Origin of the sequence: Oscillibacter sp. 1-3, assembly GCF_000403435.2 — a bacterium.
Classification (GTDB): domain Bacteria; phylum Bacillota; class Clostridia; order Oscillospirales; family Oscillospiraceae; genus Oscillibacter.
The window spans coordinates 333226-356115 of record NZ_KE159707.1 but is presented as its reverse complement, the minus strand read 5'-3'; the positions used below and the strand labels follow the sequence as shown (position 1 = coordinate 356115).

25 protein-coding genes are annotated in these 22890 nt (G+C 60.0%); 8 read left to right on the top strand and 17 right to left on the bottom strand.

Translation table 11 applies throughout. From position 1 onward, the window contains the following. Positions 1 to 53 precede the first annotated feature (53 nt). The 11 genes from C816_RS08165 to C816_RS08115 form a co-directional block, all read right to left on the bottom strand. Positions 54 to 890, bottom strand: coding sequence for a transglutaminase domain-containing protein (locus C816_RS08165; protein ID WP_016321914.1), 837 nt, complete (start codon positions 888 to 890; stop codon positions 54 to 56). Positions 891 to 990: 100 nt separating this feature from the next. Then, on the bottom strand, positions 991 to 1815 hold the full coding sequence (locus tag C816_RS08160) for a sortase (RefSeq protein ID WP_016321913.1): 825 nt from the start codon (positions 1813 to 1815) through the stop codon (positions 991 to 993). A 6-nt stretch (positions 1816 to 1821) separates the two neighbouring features. Further along, positions 1822 to 2757: an LPXTG cell wall anchor domain-containing protein gene (locus tag C816_RS08155; protein ID WP_016321912.1), complete on the bottom strand. Its 936-nt coding sequence runs from the start codon at positions 2755 to 2757 to the stop codon at positions 1822 to 1824. Positions 2758 to 2847: 90 nt separating this feature from the next. Next, positions 2848 to 3507, bottom strand: coding sequence for a hypothetical protein (locus C816_RS08150; protein WP_016321911.1), 660 nt, complete (start codon positions 3505 to 3507; stop codon positions 2848 to 2850). A gap of 213 nt (positions 3508 to 3720) precedes the next feature. Further along, positions 3721 to 4686 carry a ParB/RepB/Spo0J family partition protein gene (locus C816_RS08145; RefSeq protein WP_016321910.1) on the bottom strand — a complete coding sequence of 322 codons (966 nt, stop codon included), beginning with the start codon at positions 4684 to 4686 and terminating at the stop codon, positions 3721 to 3723. Then, the gene (locus tag C816_RS08140; protein ID WP_016321909.1) at positions 4640 to 5467 is read right to left on the bottom strand and encodes a ParA family protein; all 828 of its coding nucleotides are present in this window, start codon (positions 5465 to 5467) and stop codon (positions 4640 to 4642) included. The genes C816_RS08145 and C816_RS08140 overlap by 47 nt, the downstream gene beginning before the upstream one ends. A gap of 90 nt (positions 5468 to 5557) precedes the next feature. Continuing rightward, the gene (locus C816_RS08135; RefSeq protein ID WP_016321908.1) at positions 5558 to 5938 is read right to left on the bottom strand and encodes a hypothetical protein; all 381 of its coding nucleotides are present in this window, start codon (positions 5936 to 5938) and stop codon (positions 5558 to 5560) included. 479 nt (positions 5939 to 6417) lie between these two features. Then, a complete protein-coding gene (rpsI, locus tag C816_RS08130) occupies positions 6418 to 6822 on the bottom strand; it encodes a 30S ribosomal protein S9 (protein WP_016321907.1) in 405 nt (134 codons plus the stop codon). A gap of 14 nt (positions 6823 to 6836) precedes the next feature. Further along, entirely contained in the window at positions 6837 to 7268 is a 432-nt protein-coding gene (gene rplM, locus C816_RS08125) for a 50S ribosomal protein L13 (RefSeq protein WP_016321906.1), read from the bottom strand. A gap of 251 nt (positions 7269 to 7519) precedes the next feature. Beyond that, complete coding sequence (locus C816_RS08120) at positions 7520 to 7783, bottom strand: pro-sigmaK processing inhibitor BofA family protein (RefSeq protein WP_016321905.1); 264 nt, start codon at positions 7781 to 7783, stop codon at positions 7520 to 7522. Next, entirely contained in the window at positions 7774 to 8037 is a 264-nt protein-coding gene (locus C816_RS08115; protein WP_016321904.1) for a DUF2508 family protein, read from the bottom strand. The genes C816_RS08120 and C816_RS08115 overlap by 10 nt, the downstream gene beginning before the upstream one ends. Before the next feature lie 80 nt (positions 8038 to 8117). Here C816_RS08115 and C816_RS08110 point away from each other — a divergent pair, with 80 nt between their 5' ends. After that, positions 8118 to 8588: a nucleoside deaminase gene (locus C816_RS08110; protein WP_016321903.1), complete on the top strand. Its 471-nt coding sequence runs from the start codon at positions 8118 to 8120 to the stop codon at positions 8586 to 8588. A 324-nt stretch (positions 8589 to 8912) separates the two neighbouring features. Here C816_RS08110 and C816_RS08105 read toward each other — a convergent pair whose 3' ends face one another. Beyond that, complete coding sequence (locus C816_RS08105; RefSeq protein WP_016321902.1) at positions 8913 to 10526, bottom strand: putative manganese-dependent inorganic diphosphatase; 1614 nt, start codon at positions 10524 to 10526, stop codon at positions 8913 to 8915. Positions 10527 to 10539: 13 nt separating this feature from the next. Between C816_RS08105 and C816_RS23585 the strand changes: the two genes are divergently transcribed. Beyond that, positions 10540 to 10770 (top strand): hypothetical protein, encoded by a 231-nt coding sequence (locus C816_RS23585; protein ID WP_155978954.1) that lies wholly within the window; start codon positions 10540 to 10542, stop codon positions 10768 to 10770. Between the two features lie 257 nt (positions 10771 to 11027). On the opposite strand, the gene C816_RS08100 is transcribed toward C816_RS23585, so the two are convergent. Both C816_RS08100 and C816_RS08095 read right to left on the bottom strand, forming a co-directional pair. Next, the gene (locus C816_RS08100; RefSeq protein ID WP_016321901.1) at positions 11028 to 12101 is read right to left on the bottom strand and encodes a M24 family metallopeptidase; all 1074 of its coding nucleotides are present in this window, start codon (positions 12099 to 12101) and stop codon (positions 11028 to 11030) included. Positions 12102 to 12204: 103 nt separating this feature from the next. Continuing rightward, on the bottom strand, positions 12205 to 13809 hold the full coding sequence (locus tag C816_RS08095) for a CTP synthase (protein ID WP_016321900.1): 1605 nt from the start codon (positions 13807 to 13809) through the stop codon (positions 12205 to 12207). Positions 13810 to 13960: 151 nt separating this feature from the next. On the opposite strand from C816_RS08095, the gene C816_RS08090 reads away from it, so the two are divergent. The 5 genes from C816_RS08090 (at position 13961) to C816_RS08070 (ending at position 18742) form a co-directional block, all read left to right on the top strand. Then, positions 13961 to 14365 carry a helix-turn-helix transcriptional regulator gene (locus tag C816_RS08090; protein ID WP_016321899.1) on the top strand — a complete coding sequence of 135 codons (405 nt, stop codon included), beginning with the start codon at positions 13961 to 13963 and terminating at the stop codon, positions 14363 to 14365. 342 nt (positions 14366 to 14707) lie between these two features. Then, positions 14708 to 15733 carry an ABC transporter substrate-binding protein gene (locus tag C816_RS08085; RefSeq protein WP_016321898.1) on the top strand — a complete coding sequence of 342 codons (1026 nt, stop codon included), beginning with the start codon at positions 14708 to 14710 and terminating at the stop codon, positions 15731 to 15733. 102 nt (positions 15734 to 15835) lie between these two features. Further along, on the top strand, positions 15836 to 16786 hold the full coding sequence (locus C816_RS08080) for an ABC transporter permease (RefSeq protein WP_016321897.1): 951 nt from the start codon (positions 15836 to 15838) through the stop codon (positions 16784 to 16786). Further along, positions 16779 to 17573: an ABC transporter ATP-binding protein gene (locus tag C816_RS08075; RefSeq protein WP_016321896.1), complete on the top strand. Its 795-nt coding sequence runs from the start codon at positions 16779 to 16781 to the stop codon at positions 17571 to 17573. Before C816_RS08080 ends, C816_RS08075 begins: the two co-directional genes overlap by 8 nt. Before the next feature lie 320 nt (positions 17574 to 17893). Beyond that, positions 17894 to 18742, top strand: a complete 849-nt coding sequence (locus C816_RS08070; protein ID WP_016321895.1) for a fumarylacetoacetate hydrolase family protein — start codon at positions 17894 to 17896, stop codon at positions 18740 to 18742. A gap of 318 nt (positions 18743 to 19060) precedes the next feature. Here C816_RS08070 and nrdG read toward each other — a convergent pair whose 3' ends face one another. The 3 genes from nrdG to nrdD all read right to left on the bottom strand — a co-directional run bounded on the left by nrdG (position 19061) and on the right by nrdD (position 22208). Beyond that, positions 19061 to 19600, bottom strand: a complete 540-nt coding sequence (gene nrdG, locus C816_RS08065) for an anaerobic ribonucleoside-triphosphate reductase activating protein (protein ID WP_016321894.1) — start codon at positions 19598 to 19600, stop codon at positions 19061 to 19063. A gap of 166 nt (positions 19601 to 19766) precedes the next feature. Continuing rightward, on the bottom strand, positions 19767 to 20006 hold the full coding sequence (locus C816_RS08060) for a hypothetical protein (protein WP_016321893.1): 240 nt from the start codon (positions 20004 to 20006) through the stop codon (positions 19767 to 19769). Between the two features lie 24 nt (positions 20007 to 20030). Further along, on the bottom strand, positions 20031 to 22208 hold the full coding sequence (nrdD, locus tag C816_RS08055; protein WP_016321892.1) for an anaerobic ribonucleoside-triphosphate reductase: 2178 nt from the start codon (positions 22206 to 22208) through the stop codon (positions 20031 to 20033). Between the two features lie 325 nt (positions 22209 to 22533). Here nrdD and spoIIID point away from each other — a divergent pair, with 325 nt between their 5' ends. Then, the gene (spoIIID, locus tag C816_RS08050; protein ID WP_040655127.1) at positions 22534 to 22782 is read left to right on the top strand and encodes a sporulation transcriptional regulator SpoIIID; all 249 of its coding nucleotides are present in this window, start codon (positions 22534 to 22536) and stop codon (positions 22780 to 22782) included. The last annotated feature ends 108 nt before the right edge of the window (positions 22783 to 22890 follow it).

Here is a 22890-nt window from a genome sequence, read left to right as displayed (position 1 = left end):
GAAAAGGCAGGCTGCTTTCACAGTCTGCCTATCCAATGCGGTGTTCGGTTGTCTTACTTGGTGCTGCCGGGGACAAACAGCTCTTTCAGGAAAGCCGTCTGCTCCGGCGCTCGGTCTGGATGATTGGGGTAGGTTTCCCGAAGCAGCATGGAATGGCTGTTTGTCAGGTCGTTCAGGGACACGTCCACATGGAGCCACTGGCCGTCCGCGTAGACCATATTCCAGGTGTGATTGCTGGTGCTGATGGTGAAGCAGGGGATGCCAGCCGCCCCGCACAGGAATTTGAACGCTCTGGCGTAGGAGCCGCAGGCCGCTTGAAGTTCCCCGCTGTGCTGGGTAAAGGTGCGGGTCACGCCCGCCGTCTTGCCCTTTTTGTAGGCCAGCAGGGTACACAGGTAGTCGTTCAGGTACTCCACCTTTTCGCTGTCCGTGTCCAGCTCCGCCGCTTCTGCGATGATGGGCTGGATGAAGTCAAAGGGCGCTTGGTAATTCTCCGGCATGGCGGCGGACACAGCGAAATAGTCCAGGTGCTGCCAGTAGTTGGTGAAGTTCTCCGGGACGTGATGCTCATACCGCACAACGCCCTCCATCCGGGCCAACAGGTTCTTGACGGCGCTGTACTCGCTGTCGCCCACCATCGTGTAGGCGGGGGCGGTGTCGCTGGTGCCGTCCACCAACGTCTGCCGGATGGCGTTGTAGAGCGCCCGGTCATAGGTGGCGGTGAATACGTCCGGGTTGGCGTCCTGGGAGAAGTCCTCCCGGCTCCATTGGGCGGCCTGGATGGTATAGGCTTCCGGCTGGACTTCTGCGGCGTGGGCCGGGACACTCAGACCGGCGATAAGGACGGTGCAAGCGATTCCGGCAATCAAACGGTTCAGACTGTTTTTCATATGAACGATCTCCTTTGTAATATGTTGGGGTCTTTGCTTGTCCCAACAGTACCACAAAGGAGGGAAACAGTCTAAGGTGCGAATTTCTTTTCAGCGGGTGTCAGACCTCCACGGCCCGGACAGCCCAGCGGTAGGCGCTCTGATTGCGAACACAGGTGAACAGCGTCACGCAGTTTTCAGAAGTGGGGGCCAGCAGGGAGTTGTCCGTTTCGCTGATCTTGTTCACGCTGGTAACGGAGTAGGTGCGGGTGCCCAGCCGGGTGGTCAGGGTGATGGTGTCGCCCACATTCAGGGTGTGGATGTCGCCAAAGTAGCAGTTGGCCCCACGGTTGTGACCGGCGATGGCGCAGTTGCCGTCCCAGATGCTGGTGTCCTCAAAATGGCCCGCCCCTTTCGCCAGGACGGAGCTGCTTGTGCCCTCGTACACCTTGACGTTCACATTCAGGCTGGGGATTTTCAGGGTCGCCAGATAGCCGCCCTGGTAGTAGAGGTCGGATGTGACCTCCGTGAAGCCGGTGGAGGGGGTGGGGGTGGCTGTACCCCCGGTATTGGTGCCGCTGCCGGATACGATGCTGCTGGGGATGGTGTTGAAGTCGGGCGGGGTGACGGTGACGCCGGTATTGCCGTTGATAACGGCTCCCTCACCCAGCATATAGCCGGGGGCCAGATTGGGGGTCAGGGGGTTGCCGGTGTTCAGGGTGTAGGCGGTGGGGCTTCCGAACGTGGGCGGGATCAGGGCCGCGTTCTTGCTCACATCCACGTTGGGCAGCTCGCCCCGGTCAGCCGTGACCACCGGCTCGATGGAAGTGGACTTGCCGTACTCCGGGTCGCCGGGGCCGTCGATATTGTACTCAAGGGCGCTGGCGGGGACGGTCAGGGCCAGGGTCAGACACAGAACGGAAAAAAGCATGGTCAGTTTCTTCATGGTAGTTTACCTCCTGCGTTTGATGAAGTAGAACACGCCGCCGCCCAGCAGCACCACTACGACAACGGCCACCACGGGCAGGACGCTGTTCTTCTCGCCGGTGGGGGCATCCTGGCCGGTGGGGTCAACGGGAGCAGTGGGGTCGGCAGGGTTGGTCAGGTCAGGGCTGGGGGTGTCGCCGGGTTCCTCTGTGGGGGCGGGTTCCAGGGCGGTGCCCTCGAAGATCGCCACATAGCGTATCTTATTCAGGTTGATACGGCTGACGGTGCCCGCATAGTCGGCAGTGACGGTGTAGCCCTTCACATAGGAGCTGGTGGCGGAGCCGGAGTAGGTCGCCACAGCGGTAAAGTGGCCGTCCCCCTCGGTCTGCCAGTTGACGGTCTGGAGTGTCAGGGAGTGGCCGTTGTCGGTGATGGACTTGGGGATATACTGCGTGTCCTGGTCGGCAAGGCCGGGGTAGGTGCGGCTGGCGGTCAGGGTCTTGGTGGAGCTGCCATACCCGGCCACCTCCACCTTCACCGTGTCCAGCTTCAGGGCCAGCGTCCCGGCAAGGCCGTCCTCGGTGACAAACTCCTTTGTCTGCGGCAGGAGGGCCAGCACCGCGCCCATGTCCTTGCTCTGGCTGGGCACGGACACGGTTTCCGTGTGCTGACGGCTCTCATTGGCGGGAAGCTCCTGTTTCAGCAGGTCGGTGAGGGTGTAGTGGTAGCCCTCCTGCTCGAAGTCGGAACGGGGGATGCCAGCGGGGTCGTCCTCTGGCCCCAGGTCATACATCTTCCTGATCTCGCCGCCGTCCTCGCTCCGGGTGACGGCGGTGGGGTAACAGGGGGACGGCTGGGCGGGTTCAGGCGGGTCGGCGGCAAAGGCGGCGGTGGTCATGGTCATGGCAAGGGCCAGGACGCACAGCAGCCGAGCCGCATGGGTGATGGTTTTCCGCTTCATAGAAAAAATACCTCCATGTTGTTGATTTTGGGCGCAAAAAAAGCCCGTGGCGCTCCACGGGGTCAAAGGTTTTACCGGCTGAAAAAAGTTTTACCTGCCCATATCGCCTTGCCTTTCAAGAGAACGGATACGCTTGGCGGGATCATCCATATTGGGTATTTGCCCCACATGGATACCATGATAAAGCTGGGTAGGTCTGAACTGAGAGAAGAAATCATTTACTGTGGTCAAAAATGGTTCGATTGCGCTTTCATTCATCTCCGCGATTACGTCCTGTTCCAGCCTTGTTAAGCGCACTATGGGCAGATACTCGTTGTGGGCTAAAACAGACAGGGATAGGATGGCAAGCCTTGGCGAATAACAATCCATCGCCGCATACACGTTGAACGGAAGGCGATTCAGGGCCGTAGTAGGAACACATACGTCAAATCCATCCCAAAGTCCAGTAGATTGATCCGGCAATATGATATTTGTGAGGTAGTCCGGCACCTGTACTTCCAATACAAAAAGGTTTTGAGATAGGCTGTTTGTGATTGCAGCGGTAGTAAATGCGGACTGCAAGGCCAGTTCAAAGCACCGTTCTCTTGCCTTCCCTGGTGTCAGGTCAAACTCTTTCGCAACCATTCCTTGGTCGTAGAAATACATCATATCGGGATCGCTGCAAGTCCATACAACCGCATCGTGGCTAAATCCATTTGCAAGAATTGAGCGGCAGCTTTCCTCGGTAGTCCCGTGATACAGTCTTTCCATGATGTCACCTACCCAGTTTGGGTTCTTGTTTGCTTATAGCACAATAGCAACCACCTCCAAAGAATTACTTGCTGAAAAAGCAGATACTTTCCGATCAGTCAAGGTCTTTCTTTTCAGCAGGTACAGCAGGTTTTGAGGGGGAGAGTGTGAGAGGGGGAGGGCGTGGGAGGTGCCAGGGCCGCAAAAGGGCAGACTGCCCCCCAGGTGTGACGTTCACCGCTCCCGCCCCCTTTCCCGCCTGCGGTACATCTCCAACGCTTTCACGATGGTGTCCTCGATTTTCTGTGCGGGCGTCCCCGCAGGAAAAAACCTGTCGATGCGGTTCCGGGGCATTTTGAATTGCTCCACCTGATTGGGCTTTTCCTCCTGCATGATGGACAGGATCACATCGGGGTTCAGCTTGCCCTTTTCGGAAAAGTCCCTTATTTTGATGGCCTGGGCGTGGGAGGGGGTGCAGTCCTCACTCTCCATGACCTCCAACAAGGCGTTCTGCTCATTCTCCGGCAGATAGGACAGCTCCACGGCGGGGCGCAAGGCCATTTGTAACGTGCCCTTTTCTTTCAGTACAGTATTGTCCACCATGTCCAGCAGTTCGGGCACAAGGTTCGTCAGACGGATATATTTTCGGATTTGCTCATGGCTCTCGCCTGATTGCTCTGCCAAAATTTGACGACTTTTCTTCCCGGAAAAATGGGGCAACACTGTTGCACCATTTTCTTTACTTGGTCTGCCCGCTTGCCGTTTCATAGCGTCCAGCTTCATCTTATAAGCAAAGGCTTTCTCCGAAGGCAGAACTTGCTCACGCTGGAGGTTGCTGTCCACCATGATAATGATGGCTTCATCGTCGGTCAACTCCCGGACAATGCAGGGCACCGTGGGCAGTTCCGCCAGCTCCGACGCAAACTTGCGCCGGTGGCCCGACACCATCTGATAGCCGCCGTCCGGCATGGGGCGCACCAGGACGGGGGATAGGACGCCCCGCTCCCTGACGCTCTCCACTATCTGCTCCATTTCCTCGTCCATCCGCACCTTGAACGGGTGGTCGGGAAAGTCGCTGATCTCGGCGGTGGGCAGGTCGATCACATAGCTGCGCTGGGCGTTGTCCCGTTCTGCCTGGGTAGAGAACAGGTCGTTATAGGCCCCGGTCAGCCCCAGGTCGATTGCGGTTCCTCTGCTCAAGGGTGCTCACCTCCTCCACCAGCGCGGTATACGCCGCCGCCACCTTCCCCTTGCCGTCGTGGGCGAAAATACTCTTGCCTTCTACACTGCACTCCGCCGCCCGGACAGAAAAGGGTATTTCCGTGTTCAGCACCCGGAGATTGCTCCCGGTCTGCCGCAGGGCGGCGATGATGCTCTTGGCGTTGTTGGTACGGCTGTCCACCATTGTCAGCAGGATGCCGTCAATCTTCAGCTCCGGGTTGATTTGCCGCCGTACCTTGGCGATTGACCCCATCAGTAGCTTCAAGCCCTTGGTGGACAGGTAGTTGGCCTGACAGGGAATGAGAACGCTGTCCGCCGATGCCAAGGCGTTGATGGTCAGCATACCCAGCGAGGGCATACAGTCAATCAGAACATAGTCATAGTTCCGTTTGACCGCCCCCAGGTAGCTCCTCAGTACAAACTCCCGGCTCATGGTGTTCACAAGGCTTACCTCAAAGCTGGACAAGCCAATGTTGGAGGGCACAAGATCAACACCCTCAATGTCCTTCAAAATGCCCTTGTCCAGCGGCGAGAGGTTGCCGTTGTCCACAACGACTTGCATCAGGTCAGAGATGGTCGTGTTCAGATCGTCCGGGTTCTTTATGCCCAGGCTCACCGTGAGACTGCTTTGGGGGTCTGTGTCCACCAGCAGCACCTTTTTTCCTTGTTGTGCCAGCCCAACACCCAAATTGACCGTTGTGGTGGTCTTGCCGACGCCGCCCTTCTGGTTGGCAACAGCGACCACTTTGCACTTGTTCATGGGTTTCCGCCTCCTTTCTCTGGATATAGTCATAGCCGCCTGCGGCAAAACAGACGGCTATGTAAAGTGGGCCAGCGGCCCACCTGGGGCCTACTGCCCCTCGTCCATGAGAAGTGCCAGAACGTCCTCCATGCCAGCGTCAAAGATGAAGTCCTCGCTCTCCGCCAGAAACTCCTCCATGAACATCTGCGCCAGGGCGGGGTACTGCTGGCAGTCGGTGAAGTCCTCCGACGGCGCAATCTCCACCAGGGCATAGACGCCCTCCAGCACCTTCATGGCCCCGGTGCAGTCGCCGTGGCTCACCATGAGCCGCAGGGCCTTCTCCGTAGCCCGCACCATGTCCAGCTCGCCCACCTCCAGGAAGGCGCTCCACAGGGCCTCCATACTCTGCTGGGCGGTGCTGCGAACCTCGTCGGCCAGCTTCTCAACGCGGGCCTCGCTGTTCTGCGCCTCATTCTTCTTCCACTTCATGACTTGTCCTCCTACTGTAAAATTCACAGCCGTCTGCGGGATTTAGACGGCTATGTAGAGTCGGGGCAGGGGGGTAATTACGTCTGCCAACCGGGACAAAAAAAGAGCGCCGTTTCATTCAGGGAATGATTCGGCGCTCTATGTATGGCTGAAATATAAACAGTATTCAGTTATGACAAATCAAGTCAAATCAGGAGAAAAATACAGATTGATCTTTTGGCATTGGGGGCCTTTAGAGAGGGTGATAGCCGCCCACGACGGCCTGCCCTAAGACCAGGCCCAAATCGACTTCTTTCGCTCTGTCAGTTAGCCCATTTTTTAACCCAAAAGGGCCGGTTAGCCCATATTTAACCCAAAAAAACAGGGTCAAATCGGGTCAAATCAGGCCAAATTTGGGCAAAGGCTATCAAAGGTTTTCAAAAGAAAAAACCCCGGAAAATCGAATTTTCCGGGGTTTTTGAGCGTTTTTGGATATAAAATCAACGCTTGGAGAACTGAGGCGCACGGCGGGCGGCTTTGAGGCCGTACTTCTTGCGCTCCTTCATACGGGGATCGCGGGTCAGGAAACCGGCCTTTTTCAGGATGGGGCGGTTGTCCTCGCTGGCCAGCAGCAGGGCCCGGGCAATGCCGTGGCGCAGGGCGCCGGCCTGGCCGGACACGCCGCCGCCGGAGACGGTGGCCACGATGTCCATCTTGCCGGTGTTGCCGGTGGCCTCCAGGGGCTGACGGACCACCATTTTCAGGGTGTCCAGGCCGAAGTACTCGTCAATGTCGCGGCCGTTGATGGTGATGGAGCCGGTGCCGCCGGGGAACAGGTGGACGCGGGCCACGGAGGACTTCCGGCGGCCAGTGCCGTACAGATAGGGCTTTTTAGACTGATACATTCTTCTACTCCTCCTTATTCAGCGTCCAGAGCAATGGGCTTTTGCGCCTGCTGCTCATAGTTGGCGTCGGCATAGATGTGCAGGCGCTTGAGGGAGTCCTTGGACAGAGTGTTCCGGGGCATCATACCGCGGACGGCCACCCGCATGGCCACCTCGGGCTTCTCCTGCATCAGAATGCGGTAGGGGGTCTCCTTCAGGCCGCCCACCCAGCCGGAGTGGGTGCGGTAGATCTTCTGGGTGCCCTTCTTGCCGGTGAGGACGGCCTTGCCGGCGTTGATGATGATGACGTTGTCGCCGCAATCGGCGTGGGGGGTGTAGGTGACCTTGGTCTTGCCGCGCAGCAGGTCGGCGGCCCGGACGGCGGTTTTGCCCAGGGGCTTGCCGGCGGCGTCCAGGATGTACCACTTGCGCTCAATGTTGGCCTTGTTTGCCATAAAAGTGGACATGGTGTTTCCTCCGTATGATATATTTGTATTTGCTTTACAAATCAAGCGCTCCGGGGTAAAATCGGAGCAAGACTATTTATAACACAGCGGATGAGCTCTGTCAACACGAAATTCATTTAGAGCAAGAAAAACTCTTGAAATCTCTGTTTTTCTTTTGTTATCTCTCAAATTCTGTTCTTCGATTTTTGAAAAAAGAATTGGAAAAGCGCGGAAGATCCGCTCCTCCGCGCTTGCTCAAGCTATGTAGGCGGCTATAATACCCAGTGCACCAGCAGCAGCAGGCCGAACCCCGGCAGGCCCAGAACGCCGATGACCAGGGCATTCCATAGATTCATCCCCAGGGTGAGGCCGGTGATCCCCGACGTCAGGTTCACTGCCCACAGCGCCAGAAAGCCCAGCAGGGTGTTGGCCAGCAGCTTGACCGCCACTTTCAGGGGGGCCTGGAATACCCGCAGCAGGGCGATGAGGAAGAACCCCGCCAGCAGGGCGGCAATGATCTTCTGATTCAGGTCCATGCGGCCTCCCCTTGGAGGTCCGCGGCGGCGGCGGACTCGGGGCTGCGCTCCTTGATGGCGCGGATGAGGTAGTTGCAGCGGGCCTTCACGGCGCTGATCTGGTAGATGCAGGACTCCACCAGCTCCGGGTCCAGGGCGTGGTCAAACTGCTGGTAGGCGCAGGCCAGCTCTCCCTGGGCCTCCAGCAGCTCTGCTTTCAGGATTAAAAGCTCCGGGTCCGGACGGACCCGCTTGGCAAAGAGAACGTTTTTCATAAGGCATTGTCCCTCCTGTTTCTATTCATACTGGGAGTTTGGACAAATATTCCAATTTTCATGCGGGAGGCGAAAAGAAAATGACAGCGGACCGGGAATTTTATATGCGCCAGGCCCTGGACCTGGCCCGGGAGGCCGCCCTGGCGGGGGAGGTGCCCGTGGGGTGCGTCATTGTCCGAAAGGGCGAGATCGTGGGCCGGGGCCGCAACCGGCGGGAGGAGAAACAGTCCGCCGCCTCCCACGCGGAGATGGAGGCTATCGCCCAGGCCAACGAGGTTCTGGGCTCCTGGCGGCTAGAGGACTGCGAGCTGTACGTCACCCTGGAGCCCTGCCCCATGTGCGCCGGGGCGATCCTCAACGCCCGGGTTTCCCGGGTGTGGTACGGCGCCCGGGACGGGGCCTTCGGCGCCTGCGGCGGCGTGGTGAACCTCTTCATGGAGGACTTTCCCAACCGCCCCGCCCTGGTGGGCGGAATTCTGGAGGAGGAGTGCCGGGCGGTGCTGTCAGAGTTTTTCAGCGGCCTTCGACAGGGACGGGACAAGTTGACATAAAAATATTTTGAGATTTAATTCTTTTGTAACAATTGGTGCTGGTTTGCTTAACAACTATCCTGTATCTTAATACTTGCAAGAGACAAAACTTCTTTTCATCCAATCTTCCAAAAAATAGGGAACAGGCCAGCCGAAAGGCTGGCCTGTTCCCTATTTCTCCGAAAAAGCAGGAGGGGGAGCGTACCGCAAAGGGCCGCGCAGGGCGGGGCGGAGGACCGGTTTCCCGCTTTACATAATATGACAAGCTTCAACATACCGGAAAAGACGGGGGACCGGTGGCGCGAACGCTCCGCGCCGCCGGTCCTTTGGCGTTTTAAGGTGGAATCAGCCCCACAGCGCCGACAGGGTGGGGATGACCTGCTTTTTCCGGGACATGATCTTGGGCAGGAAGGCGCTGTTTTTCACACCCTTGAGGCCAAAGGCCTGCTCAATGGTGTCCTCGTCCCCCACATAGAGGAGCCAGGTGCCCTCCAACAGCACGTCGGTAATCATCAGTACCACGGTGTTCAGGCCCCGCTGCCGGTGGACGGTCTCCATGGCGGCCAGAAACTCCTCCTTCCGGGCCATAAGTCGGTCGGAGTCCATGCAGGTGATCTGGCTCACCGCCAGGTTGTGGCCGGCGATGTGGAACTCCTTATAGTCCGTGTGGAGCATGGCCTCCACCGTCTTGTCGTCCCCGCAGGTGGCGGAGAAGATGGCCTTGCCCAGTTCCTCCAGGGAGAGATTGGCAATGCGGGCCATGCGGGTGGCCACGTCGATGTCCCGCTGGGTACAGGTGGGGGACTTGAACATGACCGTGTCGGAGATGATGGCCGCCGCCATAAGGCCCGCCATGTTGGCGGTGGGCATCAGGCCCTTTTCCTGGTACATTCCCGCCACAATGGTGGTGGTGCTACCCACGGGCTCGTTGCGGACATAGATGGGATTCTTGGTCTCGATGTCCGCCAGACGGTGGTGGTCTACGATCTCCAGAATCTCCGTCTGATCCAGCCCGATGACGGACTGGGCCTTTTCGTTGTGGTCCATCAGCACCACCCGCTTGCGGCGGGGGCGCAGCAGGTGGAAGCGGGACAGCGTGCCCACCACGCGCTCGTTCTCGTCCAGAATGGGGTAGGCCCGGAAGCGGCTTTCCAGCACGGCGTCCTGCACGTCGTCAATATAGTCGTCCAGATGGAAGCAGACCAGACCTTGGCTGTTGCAGATGTGGGAGATGGGCAGGGCGTGGCAGATCAGGCGCACGGCCTGGTAGGCGTCGATAGGGGTGGAGATGAGACAGGTGCTGGTCTCGGCCTCCAGGAGCTCCGGGGAGACCTCCGCCTGGCAGACGATGACACAGTTGACCCCGATTTCCAGCGCCCGGCGGATCATGTCCGGCTGGTCGCCGCAGACCACGATGCTGTCCTTGGTAGAGAACATCAGGTTTTCCCGGCTGGCGGGCAGGGCGATGGTGACTTCGCCGGAGATCACGTCCTTCATCTCGCCGCCTTCGTTCAGGATCTTGCCCTCCAGCACGGACAGGAGGTTGTACACCGGGATATTCCCCATGCGGGGGTTCCGGACGGAGGTCATGTCGTAGCCCGCCACGTCTCCGGCGGAGAGCATGCCGTACAGGGTGCTGTCCTCGTTGGTCACGGGGAGGACGGAGATTTTCTCGCTTTGCATGGTCTGCCAGCCCCGGCTGATGGTGGCGGCGGCGGACAGGGAGGGCGGCGTGTCGTAGTCCAGGTCCCGGACCTGGGTGCGCAGGTCGCTGATGAGCATGGGGGGACGGAAGCCGAAGCGGTCCAGTACGATCTGGGTCTCGTCGCTGACCTGGCCCAGGCGGGCGGCCTTGTACTCCCGTCTGCCCAGGGCGTTTTTCAGCGCGGCGTATGCCATGGCGGAGACAATGGAGTCGGTGTCCGGGTTGCGGTGTCCGGTGATATATACGGTGTCCATAGGGGGCCTCCTTGTGGAAAAATGTGCATTACACGATCAGGCCTTGTTTGAAAAATATCAAAACGCCCAACCGGCGGATCTTTTTCCGCCGCTCCGCGTTGATGTTCCTTGCCATACCCATACACAGAGCATGGCGGCGAAAAATCTCTCGCCGCTGCGCATTTTGCCATTTATCAAACAAGGTCTAAAATTATCATACCGCCCGGGGGCGGATTTGTCAACGAGACAAAAGTGGAGACCCTGAAAGCTGTATCGGTAGAAATTGGGCGGCATGACTGCGCGGGTTTGCAAAGCGTGCGGAATCAGGCCTCGGCAGTACAAAAGGCAGGGGGAGAGCGGAATCGGCGGCGGCCCAACGTCCGGGCCGCCGCCGATTTTCCTGTTCGGGCCGAATCAAAACAGCAATTTTTTACCATCAGGCTCCGGCCGTCTGCGGTATGATAGGAGACAGCGGGAAGCCCCGGAAATAACCGAAACTCCCCATGGCGGAATGGGCCCGCGTCACAAAATCAGCAGCTCCTTGGGCGCCCGGGTCAGATTCTCGCAGCCGTCTTCCGTGATGGCGATCACGTCCTCAATCCGCACGCCCAGCTTCCCGGGGAGGTAGATTCCCGGTTCCGCGGAGATCACCGCCCCCGCCGGGAGAGGCCTGTCGTTGGCGGAGGAGGCGGTGGGAGCCTCGTGGATCTCCACGCCCACCCCGTGGCCGAAGCCGTGACCAAAGTACTTCCCGTACCCGGCGGCTTCAATGACCTCTCGGGCGGCGGCGTCCACCTCTTTGCCGGTGACGCCGGCTCTGGCGGCGGCGATGCCCGCCTGCTGGGCGGTCAGCACCGTCTCGTACACGGTCCGCATCTCCTCCGTCGCGGACCCCACCGCCACGGTGCGGGTCATGTCGGAGCAGTAGCCGCGGTAGATGCAGCCGAAGTCCATGGTGACGAACTCCCCGTACCGGATCTCCTTCTCCGACGGCACGCCGTGGGGCAGGCTGCCGTTGGGCCCGGAGACCACGATGGGGTCAAAGGACATATTCTCTGCCCCATAGTGGAGCATCAGGTACTGGAGCCGGGCGGCGATCTCCCGCTCCGTCACACCGGGGCGGATCTCCTTTAAGATGTCCTCCAGCGCCCGCTCGGCGATGCGCTGGGTGGCGGTCATGATCTCCAGCTCCTCCCGGTCCTTCACCCGGCGCAGCTCCGACAAAAGCTCCGCGGCGGGCACCAGCTGGCAGGGCAGGGCCTTGCGGCAGGTCTTGTAATCCTGAACGGTCATATAGGCGTCCTCGAAGCCCATCTTCTCGATGGACTGCTCCTCGATGGCCTCCTTGAGCCGAGTGGAGTAGCCCTTGCCGGGGCCCACCTCCCGCAGCTCTGCGTCCTGTACGGCACGCCCGGCGGCCTCGGTGTAGCGGGAGTCGGTGAAATAGTAGTTTTTCTTCCGGGTGACCAGGGCCATGCCGTCGGTGCCGGAGGAGTGGAAGCCGGAGGCGTAGAAACGGTTGGCCTCGCAGGAGAGGAGCATGGCATCCAGGCCTCGGCTCTCCAAGGCGGCGGCGATTTGTTTGAAATGGTTCATTCTGGCGTTCTCCAATTCTTTACTGTTTTATTTATTCGCGCTCACCTGTGGCGGCGCGTGGTTCCGACACTGTGGACGGACAGCATCCCCAATAGAGTATTCTCTATTCTTTCGCCGATTCCAGCGCCGCTTTGACAAATCCGCAAAACAGCGGGTGGGGCCGGTCGGGCCGGCTTTTGAACTCCGGGTGGAACTGGGCGGCCGTGAACCAGGGGTGATCCGGCAGCTCCACGATCTCCACCAGACGGCCGTCGGGAGACGTGCCCGCGAGAAGCAGGCCCGCCGCCTGGAGGTCCTCCCGGAAATCGTTGTTGAACTCGTAGCGGTGCCGGTGGCGCTCAGAGATCTCCGGCGCGCCGTAGAGACTGCGGCTGCGGGCGCCCTCCGCCAGGACGCAGGGATATTTGCCCAGGCGCATGGTGCCACCCTTGTCGGTGACATTGACCTGCTCGGGCATCAGATCGATGACGGGATGGGACGTGGCCGGGTCGAACTCGGTGGAGTTGGCGTCCCGCCAGCCCAGCACATGGCGGGCGAACTCCACCACCGCCATCTGCATCCCCAGGCAGATGCCCAGGTAAGGAATGCGGTTTTCCCGGGCATACTGTACGGCGGCGATCATGCCCTCAATGCCCCGGCCGCCAAAGCCCCCGGGCACCAGCACGCCGGCGCAGCCCGCCAGGGTCTGGGCTGCGTTCTCTGCCGTCAGGGTCCCGGAGTCCACCCACTGAATCTCCACAATGGCGTCGTTGGCGGTGCCGGCGTGGTTCAGGGACTCCACCACGGAGAGATAGGCGTCGTGGAGCTGGGTGTACTTTCCCACCAGAGCGACGCGCACCCGGCGGCTGGCCGCCTTCTCCCGCCTCACCATAGCGGTCCACTCCCGCAGGTCCGGCTGATGGGTGATGAGGCCCAGCTTCCGGCACACCGCCTCGTCCAGCCCCTCCTCCGCCATCAGAAGGGGTACCTCGTACAGCGTGGAGGCGGTGGCGTTCTGGATGACGCAGTCCGGCTGAACATTGCAGAACAGGGCGATCTTCTTCCGCACATCCTCCGTGATGGGCGCGTCGCACCGGCACACCAGAATGTCGGGCTGGATGCCCAGGGACAAGAGCTCCTTCACGGAGTGCTGGGTGGGCTTGGATTTCAGCTCTCCGGAGCCGGGGACCTGGACAATGAGTGGCACGTGGATAAACACCACATCCCCCAGGGGCCGCTCTGAGCGCACCTGGCGGATGGCCTCCAGGAAGGGCTGGGACTCGATGTCGCCCACGGTGCCGCCGATTTCGCAGATCACCACGTCCACGTCCTCGCCTGCCATGGCGTAGACGCGCTCCTTGATCTCCCCCGTGATATGGGGGATAATCTGAACCGTGGCCCCCAGGTAGTCCCCCCGGCGCTCCCGGTTCAGCACGGACCAGTAGATCTTGCCGGAGGAGATGGAGCTGTTTCCCGAGAGGTCCTCGTCCACGAAGCGCTCATAGTGGCCCAGGTCCAGGTCCGTCTCCGCGCCGTCCTCGGTGACGAAGACCTCCCCGTGCTGGTAGGGGCTCATGGTGCCGGGGTCCACATTGATATAGGGGTCGAACTTCTGGTTCCGCACCCGGAGGCCCCGCTGCTTCAAAAGCCGCCCCAGGGACGCCGCGCAGATGCCCTTGCCCAGACCCGACACCACGCCGCCGGTGACAAATACAAATTTTGTTTTCATGATGCACACCTTGCCTTTTTTACACAATATTTTTTGGTATTTTACACAAAATTAAATCCGCCCAACCAGCGGTTGACCGACGGAAACCTCTGGTCGGTTGCGAAGATGCGGCAGGCAGTGATACACTGGTCTTAAAAAGGAGGAATCACTCATGGACAAAACATCTCTTGGAAGCACCATTGCCGCACTGCGAAAGGAGCGGGGGATGACGCAGCTGGAGCTGGCCGGACAGCTGGGCGTTACTGATAAAGCCGTTTCCAAATGGGAGCGGGGGCTCTCCTGTCCGGACCTGTACACGTTTCCCCGGCTGGCTGAAATTCTAGGCGCTTCCGTTGAGGAACTGATGCAGGTTTCGCCCGTTCCACCGAAGCCAGCGGGCCGGACCGCGGCGCTGCTCTCCTTGATTTTTAAGGCGGTGGCCTGCGCCATGGGAGCGGCCGTGACCAGTCTGGCCGTTATGGGCGCGCTGGATACCCGTACGGGTTTTTCCCTGCTGGGCATCGGCCTCTTATCTGCCGGAATTGCCCTTTTGAGGGAGCGGAGTGACAGCCAATAAAAAACCACCGCGGGACCGTCGCAGGGGGTGAGAAATCCCAGTCTCTTTCGGGACTCTCAGCTGCGATCCGCGGTGTCTGCCGGCGGTGTTTGATTGTCGTCTGCGGCGTGTGCCGCAAATCGCGGCGTTCCAAAATACGGTTTAACTATACCACCCCAATTTTTTCGTGTCAATAAAAAGTTGAACCTGGCGCAGTTTTGCAGGAAGTACACAAGGACGACAAAAAACAAAGAGGGTATTTGTCAAAAGCGCCGGTTGACTTCATTCCTTTAAAGCTATATAGTGTAAAAGAATTGGAGAGAAATCTCTCTCGATCCAAACAACCATAAGGAGAGATCAATGATGAAAAAGAAGATTCTTGCCCTGCTCCTGGCCGCCTTGATGGTCATGGGCCTGGCCGCCTGCGGCGGCAATGAAAGCAATACGCCCGCCGATCCGGCTCCCTCCGCAGACCCCGCCGCCCCGGCGGACAGCAACGAGCCCGCCGGTGAGATCTACAAGGTGGGCATCTGCCAGCTGGCCCCTCACCCGGCCCTGGACGCCGCCACCGAGGGCTTCGTCGACGCCCTGAACGAGCTGCTGCCCGGTCAGGTGAAGATTGATCCCCAGAACGCAGCCGGCGACACCCCCACCTGCGCCACCATCATCAACGGCTTTGTCTCCGGCGGCGTGGACCTGATTATGGCCAACGCCACCGCGCCCCTCCAGGCCGCCGCCTCCGCCACCGCCGACATCCCGGTGCTGGGCACCTCCATCACTGAGTACGGCGTGGCCCTGGGCATCGAGGGCTTCACCGGCACCGTGGGCTCCAACGTCTCCGGCACCTCCGACCTGGCCCCCCTGGACCAGCAGGCTGAGATGATTAAGGAGTGGTATCCTGACGCCAAGACCGTGGGCCTCATCTACTGCTCCGCCGAGCCCAACAGCCAATATCAGGTGGACAACGTCCAGTCCTATCTGGAGGGCATGGGCTATGCCTGCACTCAGTATCCCTTCTCCGACACCAACGACATGGCCTCCGTGGTCCAGAACGCCGCTGACAACAGCGACGTGCTGTATGTTCCCACCGACAACACCGCCGCCAACAACACCGGCATTATCGACAATATCTGCCGGGGCGTGAAGCCCGTGTTTGCCGGCGAGGAGGGCATCTGCGGCGGCTGCGGCGTGGCCACGCTCTCCATCAGCTATTACGACATCGGCTACAAGACCGGCGAGATGGCCGCCGACATCCTGGCCAACGGCGCCGACATCTCTGCCATGGCCATCGAGTACGCGCCCCAGTTTGTGAAGAAGTACAACCCCGCCACCTGCGAGGCACTGGGACTCACCGCTCCCGAGGGCTATGAGGCAATCGTGGCCGAATAAGGTTCATAGCGCGTGAAAAAACAGCGGGGAAGGGACTTCCCATCCCCGCTGTTTTTTGCTATACTCATTTTATTTGCAACTTTTCACGGGGAGGAAACGGCAATGACTGCTCTTTTGAACGCACTGCCAGGGGCCGTGTCCCAGGGAATGATCTGGGGCATTATGGCCATCGGCGTATATCTGACCTATAAAATTCTGGACATCGCAGACCTGACGGTGGACGGCTCCTTCTGCACCGGCGGCGCGGTGTTCGTGATGCTCTTCACCAACGGCACCAACGTCTGGATCGCCCTGCTGGCGGCTCTCCTGGCGGGGATGCTGGCGGGACTGGTGACCGGCATTTTGAACGCGGCCTGCGGCATTCCGGCCATCCTCTGCGGCATTCTGACCCAGCTGGGGCTGTACTCCGTCAATATGGCCATCATGGATTTCAAGGCGTCCGTGGCCATCAATGTCACCCAGGCGGACACCTTGGATAAGCTCCTGGTGTCTTTGCGGTTCGTCCAGGGAGCGATTCGGGGGGACTTTCCCGTCTGGCGGCATCCCATTCTGGTGGTGGGCCTCTTTACCGCGTGTCTGATCGGCGTGCTCTACGCCTTTTTCGGCACGGAGCTGGGCTGTGCCCTGCGGGCCACCGGCTCCAACGGCAACATGGCCCGGGCCCAGGGCATCAACACCGATTTTTGCAAGGTGCTGGGCCTGATGCTCTCCAACGGCCTTGTGGCCCTGTCCGGCGCGCTCCTCTGCCAGTACAACGGCGCCAACGAGATCAACGTGGGCCGGGGCGCCATTGTCATTGGTCTGGCCGCCGTCATCATCGGCGACGTGCTCTTTTCCAAGCTGTTCCGCAACTTCGCCCTGAAGCTGCTGGCGGTGGTCATCGGCGCCATCATTTACTACATTGTCATTCAGGTGGTGCTGGCCATGGGCATGAACCCCAACTACCTCAAGCTGCTGTCCGCCCTGGTGGTGGCGGTGTTCTTGTCCCTGCCCTACTGGAAGGGGCGCTATTTCTCCAGACCCGTGAAGAGGGGAGGCGCCGCAAATGCTTGAGATCAAAGAGATCTGGAAGACCTTCAACGCCGGGACCGTCAACGAAAAGCAGGCCCTGCGGGGCGTGAGCCTCACCCTGAACGAGGGGGACTTCTGCACCGTCATCGGCGGCAACGGCGCCGGCAAGAGCACCATGCTCAACGCCGTGGCAGGCACCTGGGCCGTGGACGCGGGCTCCATCTCCATCGGCGGCACCGATGTCACCCACCTGCCGGAGCACAAGCGGGCGGCCTTCATCGGCCGGGTGTTCCAGGACCCCATGATGGGCACCGCGCCCACCATGCAGATTATTGAGAATCTGGCCCTGGCGGCCCGCCGCGGCCAGCGGCGGGGCCTTCGGTGGGGGCTTACCAAGACCGAGAAGGAGCAATATCAGAAGATGCTCAGCGGCCTGGGATTGGGTCTGGAGGACCGCCTCACCAGCAAGGTGGGCCTCCTCTCCGGCGGCCAGCGCCAGGCGCTGACGCTGCTGATGGCCTCCTTGAAAAAGCCAAAGCTCCTGCTTCTGGACGAGCACACCGCCGCTTTGGACCCCAAGACTGCCGCCAAGGTGCTGGAGCTGTCCGACAAGATCGTGGCGGAGAACCATCTGACCACCATGATGGTCACCCACAATATGAAGGACGCCATTGCCCACGGTAACCGGCTGATTATGATGTACGACGGAAGGATCGTCATCGACGTCTCCGGCGAGGAGAAGAAGAAGCTTACGGTCCCCCAGCTGCTGGAGCTGTTCAGTAAAGTCAGCGGGTCCGACGAGGCGGACGACAAGCTGCTGCTGTCCTGAGCCGCTGACCGGGGCCCCGCAGAGCGGGGCGCGCGTGAGCGCGTACAAGTATCCCGCAAAAGCGGGATCTTGGTCCCGGGCGGATTCAGTCCGCCCGGGGCAAATCAAATTCTCGGGGCCCCCGGACGGCCGGAGGCCGTTTGGGGAGTCAGCGGGTCCGGCGAGGCGGACGACAAGCTGCTGCTGTCCTGAGCCGAGCCGTTTTTTGAAAAGTACTGAGCCCGGGTGGAGAAGCTGCTCTGCCCGGGCCGGATTTCATTTAGACACGGCGGCTGCCGTTGGAAGTGAGCCGCTGTTCTGAAAAGAAAGGATCGACACCTATGAAGCTGGTCACATATCTGCAAAATGGAATGGAGCGGGTGGGGCTTTTAAGCGGAGACGGCTCCGCCGTACGCCCCCTGCCCTGTCCGGATATGAACGCTCTGATCGAGAGCGGGGACTTGGGGCGGATTGCCGCGCAGGCCGGGGAGGAGCTCTCCTTGGAGGCGGTCACTCTGCTGGCTCCCATCCCCCGGCCCCGGCAGGACATCATCTGCCTGGGCATGAATTACAGGGCGCATCTGGAGGAGGCCGCCGGCTATGACGCGGAGGCCTTTGCCAAGGAAAGACCCACGGCGGTCTACTTCTCAAAGCGGGTGACGGAGGCCGTGCCGCCGGAGGGGGTTATCCAGAGCCACCGAGGGCTTGTGGAGCGGCTGGATTACGAGGCGGAGCTGGCGGTGATCCTGGGGCGGACTGCCCGGAGCGTCAAGGCGGCGGAGGCCGGGGAGTATATCTTCGGATATACCATTGTCAACGACGTCTCCGCCCGGGACGTGCAGACCGGCCACAAGCAGTGGTACTTCGGCAAGAGTCTGGACGGCTTTACCCCCATGGGGCCCTGTATTGTCACAGCGGATGAAATCCCCTTTCCGCCGGCCCTGGACATCTCCGCCAAGGTGAACGGGGAGACACGGCAGGAGGCCAATACGGCCCTGCTCATCAACTCCATCGGCGAGGTGCTGGAGGAGCTGACGGCGGGCATGACGCTGCTGCCGGGGACTATCATTGCCACCGGCACTCCCGCCGGAGTGGGCATGGGTTTTGACCCGCCGAAATTTTTGAGGCCCGGCGACGTGGTGGAGTGCGAGGTCGAGGGGATCGGCGTCCTGCGGAATACGGTGGGGTGAAAGAGAAGACAGATAAAGTTTGGGGCCGCCCTTTTCAAAGGGCGGTGGGGGTGCGGGGGCAAAGCCCCTGCGGGTTTGGGCAAAGCCCAGCATAATCAAACCGCCGCCCGGTGAAAAACCGGGCGGCGGTTTCATCATATGCGCAATAATGAATGGCTTGAAAAGAATCAAAATTTTTATCATACATTACACATATACATCGCAGCAGGCCGCTTTCAGCAGCCCTGGCTTGAATTGTATGGTCAGATACAGGGTGTCTCCCAACCAGCGGACAAAGCCCATCGAAAACAAAAACTGTCTTCAGGTTATTTGACTATATCACAGCGTTCCCCGCTTCCGGTCCGGGAGAAGCGTGATGGCGCCGCTCCGGCGGGTGGCGTTCAGGTCAATCAGGCGCTGGTTGGAGCTGCCCCGAAACCGCAGAGAGATGTCCTTCAGCTCCTCCACAAACCGCCCGTCCACCAGCACGTCCAGCAGGGAGAGCAGCTCATCCGTCGCCGCGCACCGGGGACGGCTGCCCTCGGTTAAAAGCTCCTCGTAGGTAAAGCCTGTAAAGCACCAGATGTTCTTGTCCGGACAGGTCTCCCGCACCCGGCGGAGAAAGGGCAGCAGCGAGCGCTGGTTCTCGGGCTCAAAGGGCTCGCCCCCCAGCACCGTCAGACCGCTGACATACTCCGGCGCCAGCAGGGAGAGGAGATAGTCCTCCGTCTCCGCTGTGAAGGGCTGGCCGTAGGCAAAGTCCCAGGTCTGGGGCTGGAAGCAGTGGGGGCAGCGGTTGGTGCAGCCGGAGACGAACAGCGTCACCCGGACGCCCTCGCCGTTGGCAATGTCGCAGTTTTTGATCTCTCCGTAATACATGGGACCTCCTTATGAAATCAGGCGGGGCAAAGCCCCGCCCGGTTTTCGCCTGTTTTGACCGCGTTCTCACGGATTTCAGAGATTTCTTGGCCCGCTCTCTCCAGTACGCCATGATTTTTTCCACCATGGCGATGCAGTCGCTCTGGACATTGGGCTTCCGGTAGGGCTACATCTCGCTGAAGGTGTGGCCGCAGGGCTCCGGATCATCCCCCTCAGAGCCGCCGCATAGGCCCACAAGCCAGCCTCCCAGAGCGCCGGTCTTGAATTTGAAGATGCAGCAGCGCATCTCGTTGTAGCCGAACTGTCCGGCGCACACAATTTTGCTGGGGGCCTTCCCCGGCTCATGGGGATCGGACAGCCAGGATACCATGGCCTCCCAGGCAGCGCGGAGCTGTTCCTGATTCATAGCCCGATTGCCTTCGCAAGGTTTTTACAGGTGCAGTACCCGGTCCCGGATCTCCTGGGTCCGGCCCTGGTTCCAAAACTGGGTTCCGATATAGCCGCAGGTGCGGCGGGCTACGTTCATCTTGTCCTGGTCGGTGTTGCCGCACTGGGGGCACTTCCAGATGAGCTTGCCGTCCTCCTCCGCGATCTGGATCTCGCCGTCCCAGCCGCAGACCTGGCAGTAGTCGCTCTTGGTGTTCAGCTCGGCGTAGATGATATTGTCGTAGATGAACCGCATCACCTGGAGCACCGCCTCCAGGTTGTTCTGCATGTCCGGCACCTCCACGTAGCTGATGGCGCCGCCGGGGGAGAGGTGCTGGAACTGGGCCTCGAATTTCAGCTTGGTGAAGGCGTCGATCTCCTCGGAGACGTGGACGTGGTAGCTGTTGGTGATGTAGCCCTTGTCCGTGATGCCCTCAATGACGCCGAAGCGCTTCTGGAGGCACTTGGCGAACTTGTAGGTGGTGGACTCCAGGGGCGTGCCGTAGAGGCTGAAATCGATGTTGTGCTCGGCCTTCCACCTCCGGCAGGCGGCGTTCATAATCTCCATGATCTCCAGGGCGAAGGGGGTGGCGGCGGGGTCCGTGTGGCTCTTGCCGGTCATGTACTTCACGCACTCGTAGAGGCCGGCGTAGCCCAGGGAGATGGTGGAATACCCGCCGTAGAGGAGGCTGTCGATGGGCTCGCCCTTTTTGAGGCGGGCGCAGGCGCCGTACTGCCAGAGAATGGGGGCGGCGTCGGACAGCGTGCCCTTGAGCCGTTCGTGGCGGCACAGGAGAGCCTGGTGGCACAGCTCCAGCCGCTCGTCAAAGATCTTCCAGAACTTCTCAATATTCCCCTCGGAGGTCAATGCCACATCGGGGAGGTTAATGGTGACGACGCCCTGGTTGAACCGGCCATAGTACTTGGGTTTGCCCGTTTTCGGGTCCACATAGGGGGTCAGGAAGCTGCGGCAGCCCATGCAGGGGTAGCAGTTGCCGTTGCCGTTTTTGTCGACTTTCAGCTCCAGCATCTTCTTCTCGGAGATGTAGTCCGGCACCATGCGGCGGGCGGTGCACTTGGCGGAGAGCTCCGTCAGGTAGTAATAGGGGGTGCCGGGGCGGACGTTGTCCTCCTCCAAGACATAGATCAGCTTGGGGAAGGCAGGGGTGATCCATACGCCGGCCTCGTTTTTCACGCCCTCGTAGCGCTGCTTCAAGACCTCCTCAATAATCAGGGCCAGATCGTGCTTGGTCTGGGGGTCCCGGGTCTCCCCCAGGTACATGAACACCGTGACAAAGGGGGCTTGTCCGTTGGTGGTCAGGAGAGTGACCACCTGGTACTGAATGGTCTGGACGCCGCGGCGGATCTCCTCCAGCAGGCGGGTCTCCACCACCTCCCGGAGCTTGTCCTCTGAAACGGTGGCGCCGATGTCCCGCAGCTCCTGCTCCACGCTCCTGCGCAGCTTTTTCCGGCTGACGTCCACGAAGGGGGCCAGGTGGGTCAGGGAGATAGACTGGCCGCCGTACTGGTTGGAGGCCACCTGGGCGATGATCTGGGTGGCGATGTTGCAGGCGGTGGAGAAGGAGTGGGGCTTTTCAATCAGGGTGCCGGAGATGACGGTGCCGTTTTGCAGCATGTCCTCCAGATCCACCAGGTCGCAGTTGTGCATGTGCTGGGCGTAATAGTCCGTGTCGTGGAAGTGGATGATGCCGGCGTTGTGGGCCTCCACGATCTCGGGGGGCAGGAGGAGGCGGCTGGTGATGTCCCGGCTGACCTCGCCGGCCATGTAGTCCCGCTGGACGGAGTTCACCGTGGGATTTTTGTTGCTGTTCTCCTGCTTGGCCTCCTCGTTGTTGCACTCGATGAGGGTGAGAATCTTGTCGTCGGTGGTGTTGCTCTTGCGGATCAGGGAGCGGGTGTAGCGGTAGGTGATATAGCTCTTGGCCACCTCAAAGGCGCCGTGGGCCATGATCTGATACTCCACCAGGTCCTGAATCTCCTCCACGGAGGGGGCCCGGTCCAGCTTCTGGCAGGCAAGTTCCACGGACTCGGCAATCCGGCGGATCTGCACGGGCGTCATGCGGATGGATTCCGCAATGCTCTCGTTGGCCTTGGTAATGGCCGCGATGATCTTGGTGATGTCAAAACTTACTTCCGTGCTGTTCCGCTTGATAACGTTCATGAATCCCCTCTCCTCATCTTGTCTGTATACTGCGTGAGTACAGATCTGTATTTTAATATTGCATATCTTGTGAAGCTTGGTTATTCTACCACACAAGATGTAGGTCTGTATAGTCGCAAATATCACTTTTATAAAATTTTCTTTCGACGGCTTTATGAAATATACAGCACCTATTTTCGCAGAAACGGCGCAGGTTGTCCATTGTAAGAAACAACCAAATTTTTCCTGAAATTTTTCCGCCTCCTATTTTCCGGCGGCCCGGAGGAACATATCCCCGTCCTGCGCCGCATAGGATAGAGCAACTAGAGGCGGGGAGTGTTGTGTTTTGAAGGGTAACATGGAGGAACGGGCAGAGCGCCTGGCCCAGTACATTATAGAGAACCGGACCACTGTCCGCGCCGCCGCGCAGAAATTCGGCATCAGCAAGTCCACAGTACATAAGGACATCTCCGAGCGCCTGCCCCAGTTTAACCGGGCGCTGTACATACAGGTCAAGGAGGTCCTGGACGTGAACAAGGCCCAGCGGCATATCCGGGGCGGCATTGCCACCCGTAAAAAATACCGCGGCACATGATACGGGCGCCAGGGAGTTTCCATGAAAACACGCCCAAATCCCCATGGATTTTGGCGGGGTTTGGATTGCGCGGGATCGCCGGCAGAGTGAAAATCACCCGTGGTTTTC

What these genes read in the sequence shown, in the direction of transcription:
- C816_RS08135 (WP_016321908.1), bottom strand. Translation starts at nt 5,938, where the DNA reads ATGAAGTGGAAGAAGAATGAGGCGCAGAACAGCGAGGCCCGCGTTGAG.
- C816_RS08120 (WP_016321905.1), bottom strand. Translation starts at nt 7,783, where the DNA reads ATGGACCTGAATCAGAAGATCATTGCCGCCCTGCTGGCGGGGTTCTTC.
- C816_RS08095 (WP_016321900.1), bottom strand. Translation starts at nt 13,809, where the DNA reads ATGAAAACAAAATTTGTATTTGTCACCGGCGGCGTGGTGTCGGGTCTG.
- C816_RS08060 (WP_016321893.1), bottom strand. Translation starts at nt 20,006, where the DNA reads ATGAATCAGGAACAGCTCCGCGCTGCCTGGGAGGCCATGGTATCCTGG.
- C816_RS08070 (WP_016321895.1), top strand. Translation starts at nt 17,894, where the DNA reads ATGAAGCTGGTCACATATCTGCAAAATGGAATGGAGCGGGTGGGGCTT.
- C816_RS08165 (WP_016321914.1), bottom strand. Translation starts at nt 890, where the DNA reads ATGAAAAACAGTCTGAACCGTTTGATTGCCGGAATCGCTTGCACCGTC.
- C816_RS08155 (WP_016321912.1), bottom strand. Translation starts at nt 2,757, where the DNA reads ATGAAGCGGAAAACCATCACCCATGCGGCTCGGCTGCTGTGCGTCCTG.
- rplM (WP_016321906.1), bottom strand. Translation starts at nt 7,268, where the DNA reads ATGTCCACTTTTATGGCAAACAAGGCCAACATTGAGCGCAAGTGGTAC.
- C816_RS08105 (WP_016321902.1), bottom strand. Translation starts at nt 10,526, where the DNA reads ATGGACACCGTATATATCACCGGACACCGCAACCCGGACACCGACTCC.
- C816_RS08150 (WP_016321911.1), bottom strand. Translation starts at nt 3,507, where the DNA reads ATGGAAAGACTGTATCACGGGACTACCGAGGAAAGCTGCCGCTCAATT.
- nrdD (WP_016321892.1), bottom strand. Translation starts at nt 22,208, where the DNA reads ATGAACGTTATCAAGCGGAACAGCACGGAAGTAAGTTTTGACATCACC.
- nrdG (WP_016321894.1), bottom strand. Translation starts at nt 19,600, where the DNA reads ATGTATTACGGAGAGATCAAAAACTGCGACATTGCCAACGGCGAGGGC.
- C816_RS08115 (WP_016321904.1), bottom strand. Translation starts at nt 8,037, where the DNA reads ATGAAAAACGTTCTCTTTGCCAAGCGGGTCCGTCCGGACCCGGAGCTT.
- C816_RS08100 (WP_016321901.1), bottom strand. Translation starts at nt 12,101, where the DNA reads ATGAACCATTTCAAACAAATCGCCGCCGCCTTGGAGAGCCGAGGCCTG.
- rpsI (WP_016321907.1), bottom strand. Translation starts at nt 6,822, where the DNA reads ATGTATCAGTCTAAAAAGCCCTATCTGTACGGCACTGGCCGCCGGAAG.
- C816_RS08080 (WP_016321897.1), top strand. Translation starts at nt 15,836, where the DNA reads ATGACTGCTCTTTTGAACGCACTGCCAGGGGCCGTGTCCCAGGGAATG.
- C816_RS08090 (WP_016321899.1), top strand. Translation starts at nt 13,961, where the DNA reads ATGGACAAAACATCTCTTGGAAGCACCATTGCCGCACTGCGAAAGGAG.
- C816_RS08085 (WP_016321898.1), top strand. Translation starts at nt 14,708, where the DNA reads ATGAAAAAGAAGATTCTTGCCCTGCTCCTGGCCGCCTTGATGGTCATG.
- C816_RS08160 (WP_016321913.1), bottom strand. Translation starts at nt 1,815, where the DNA reads ATGAAGAAACTGACCATGCTTTTTTCCGTTCTGTGTCTGACCCTGGCC.
- C816_RS08110 (WP_016321903.1), top strand. Translation starts at nt 8,118, where the DNA reads ATGACAGCGGACCGGGAATTTTATATGCGCCAGGCCCTGGACCTGGCC.
- C816_RS08075 (WP_016321896.1), top strand. Translation starts at nt 16,779, where the DNA reads ATGCTTGAGATCAAAGAGATCTGGAAGACCTTCAACGCCGGGACCGTC.
- C816_RS08140 (WP_016321909.1), bottom strand. Translation starts at nt 5,467, where the DNA reads ATGAACAAGTGCAAAGTGGTCGCTGTTGCCAACCAGAAGGGCGGCGTC.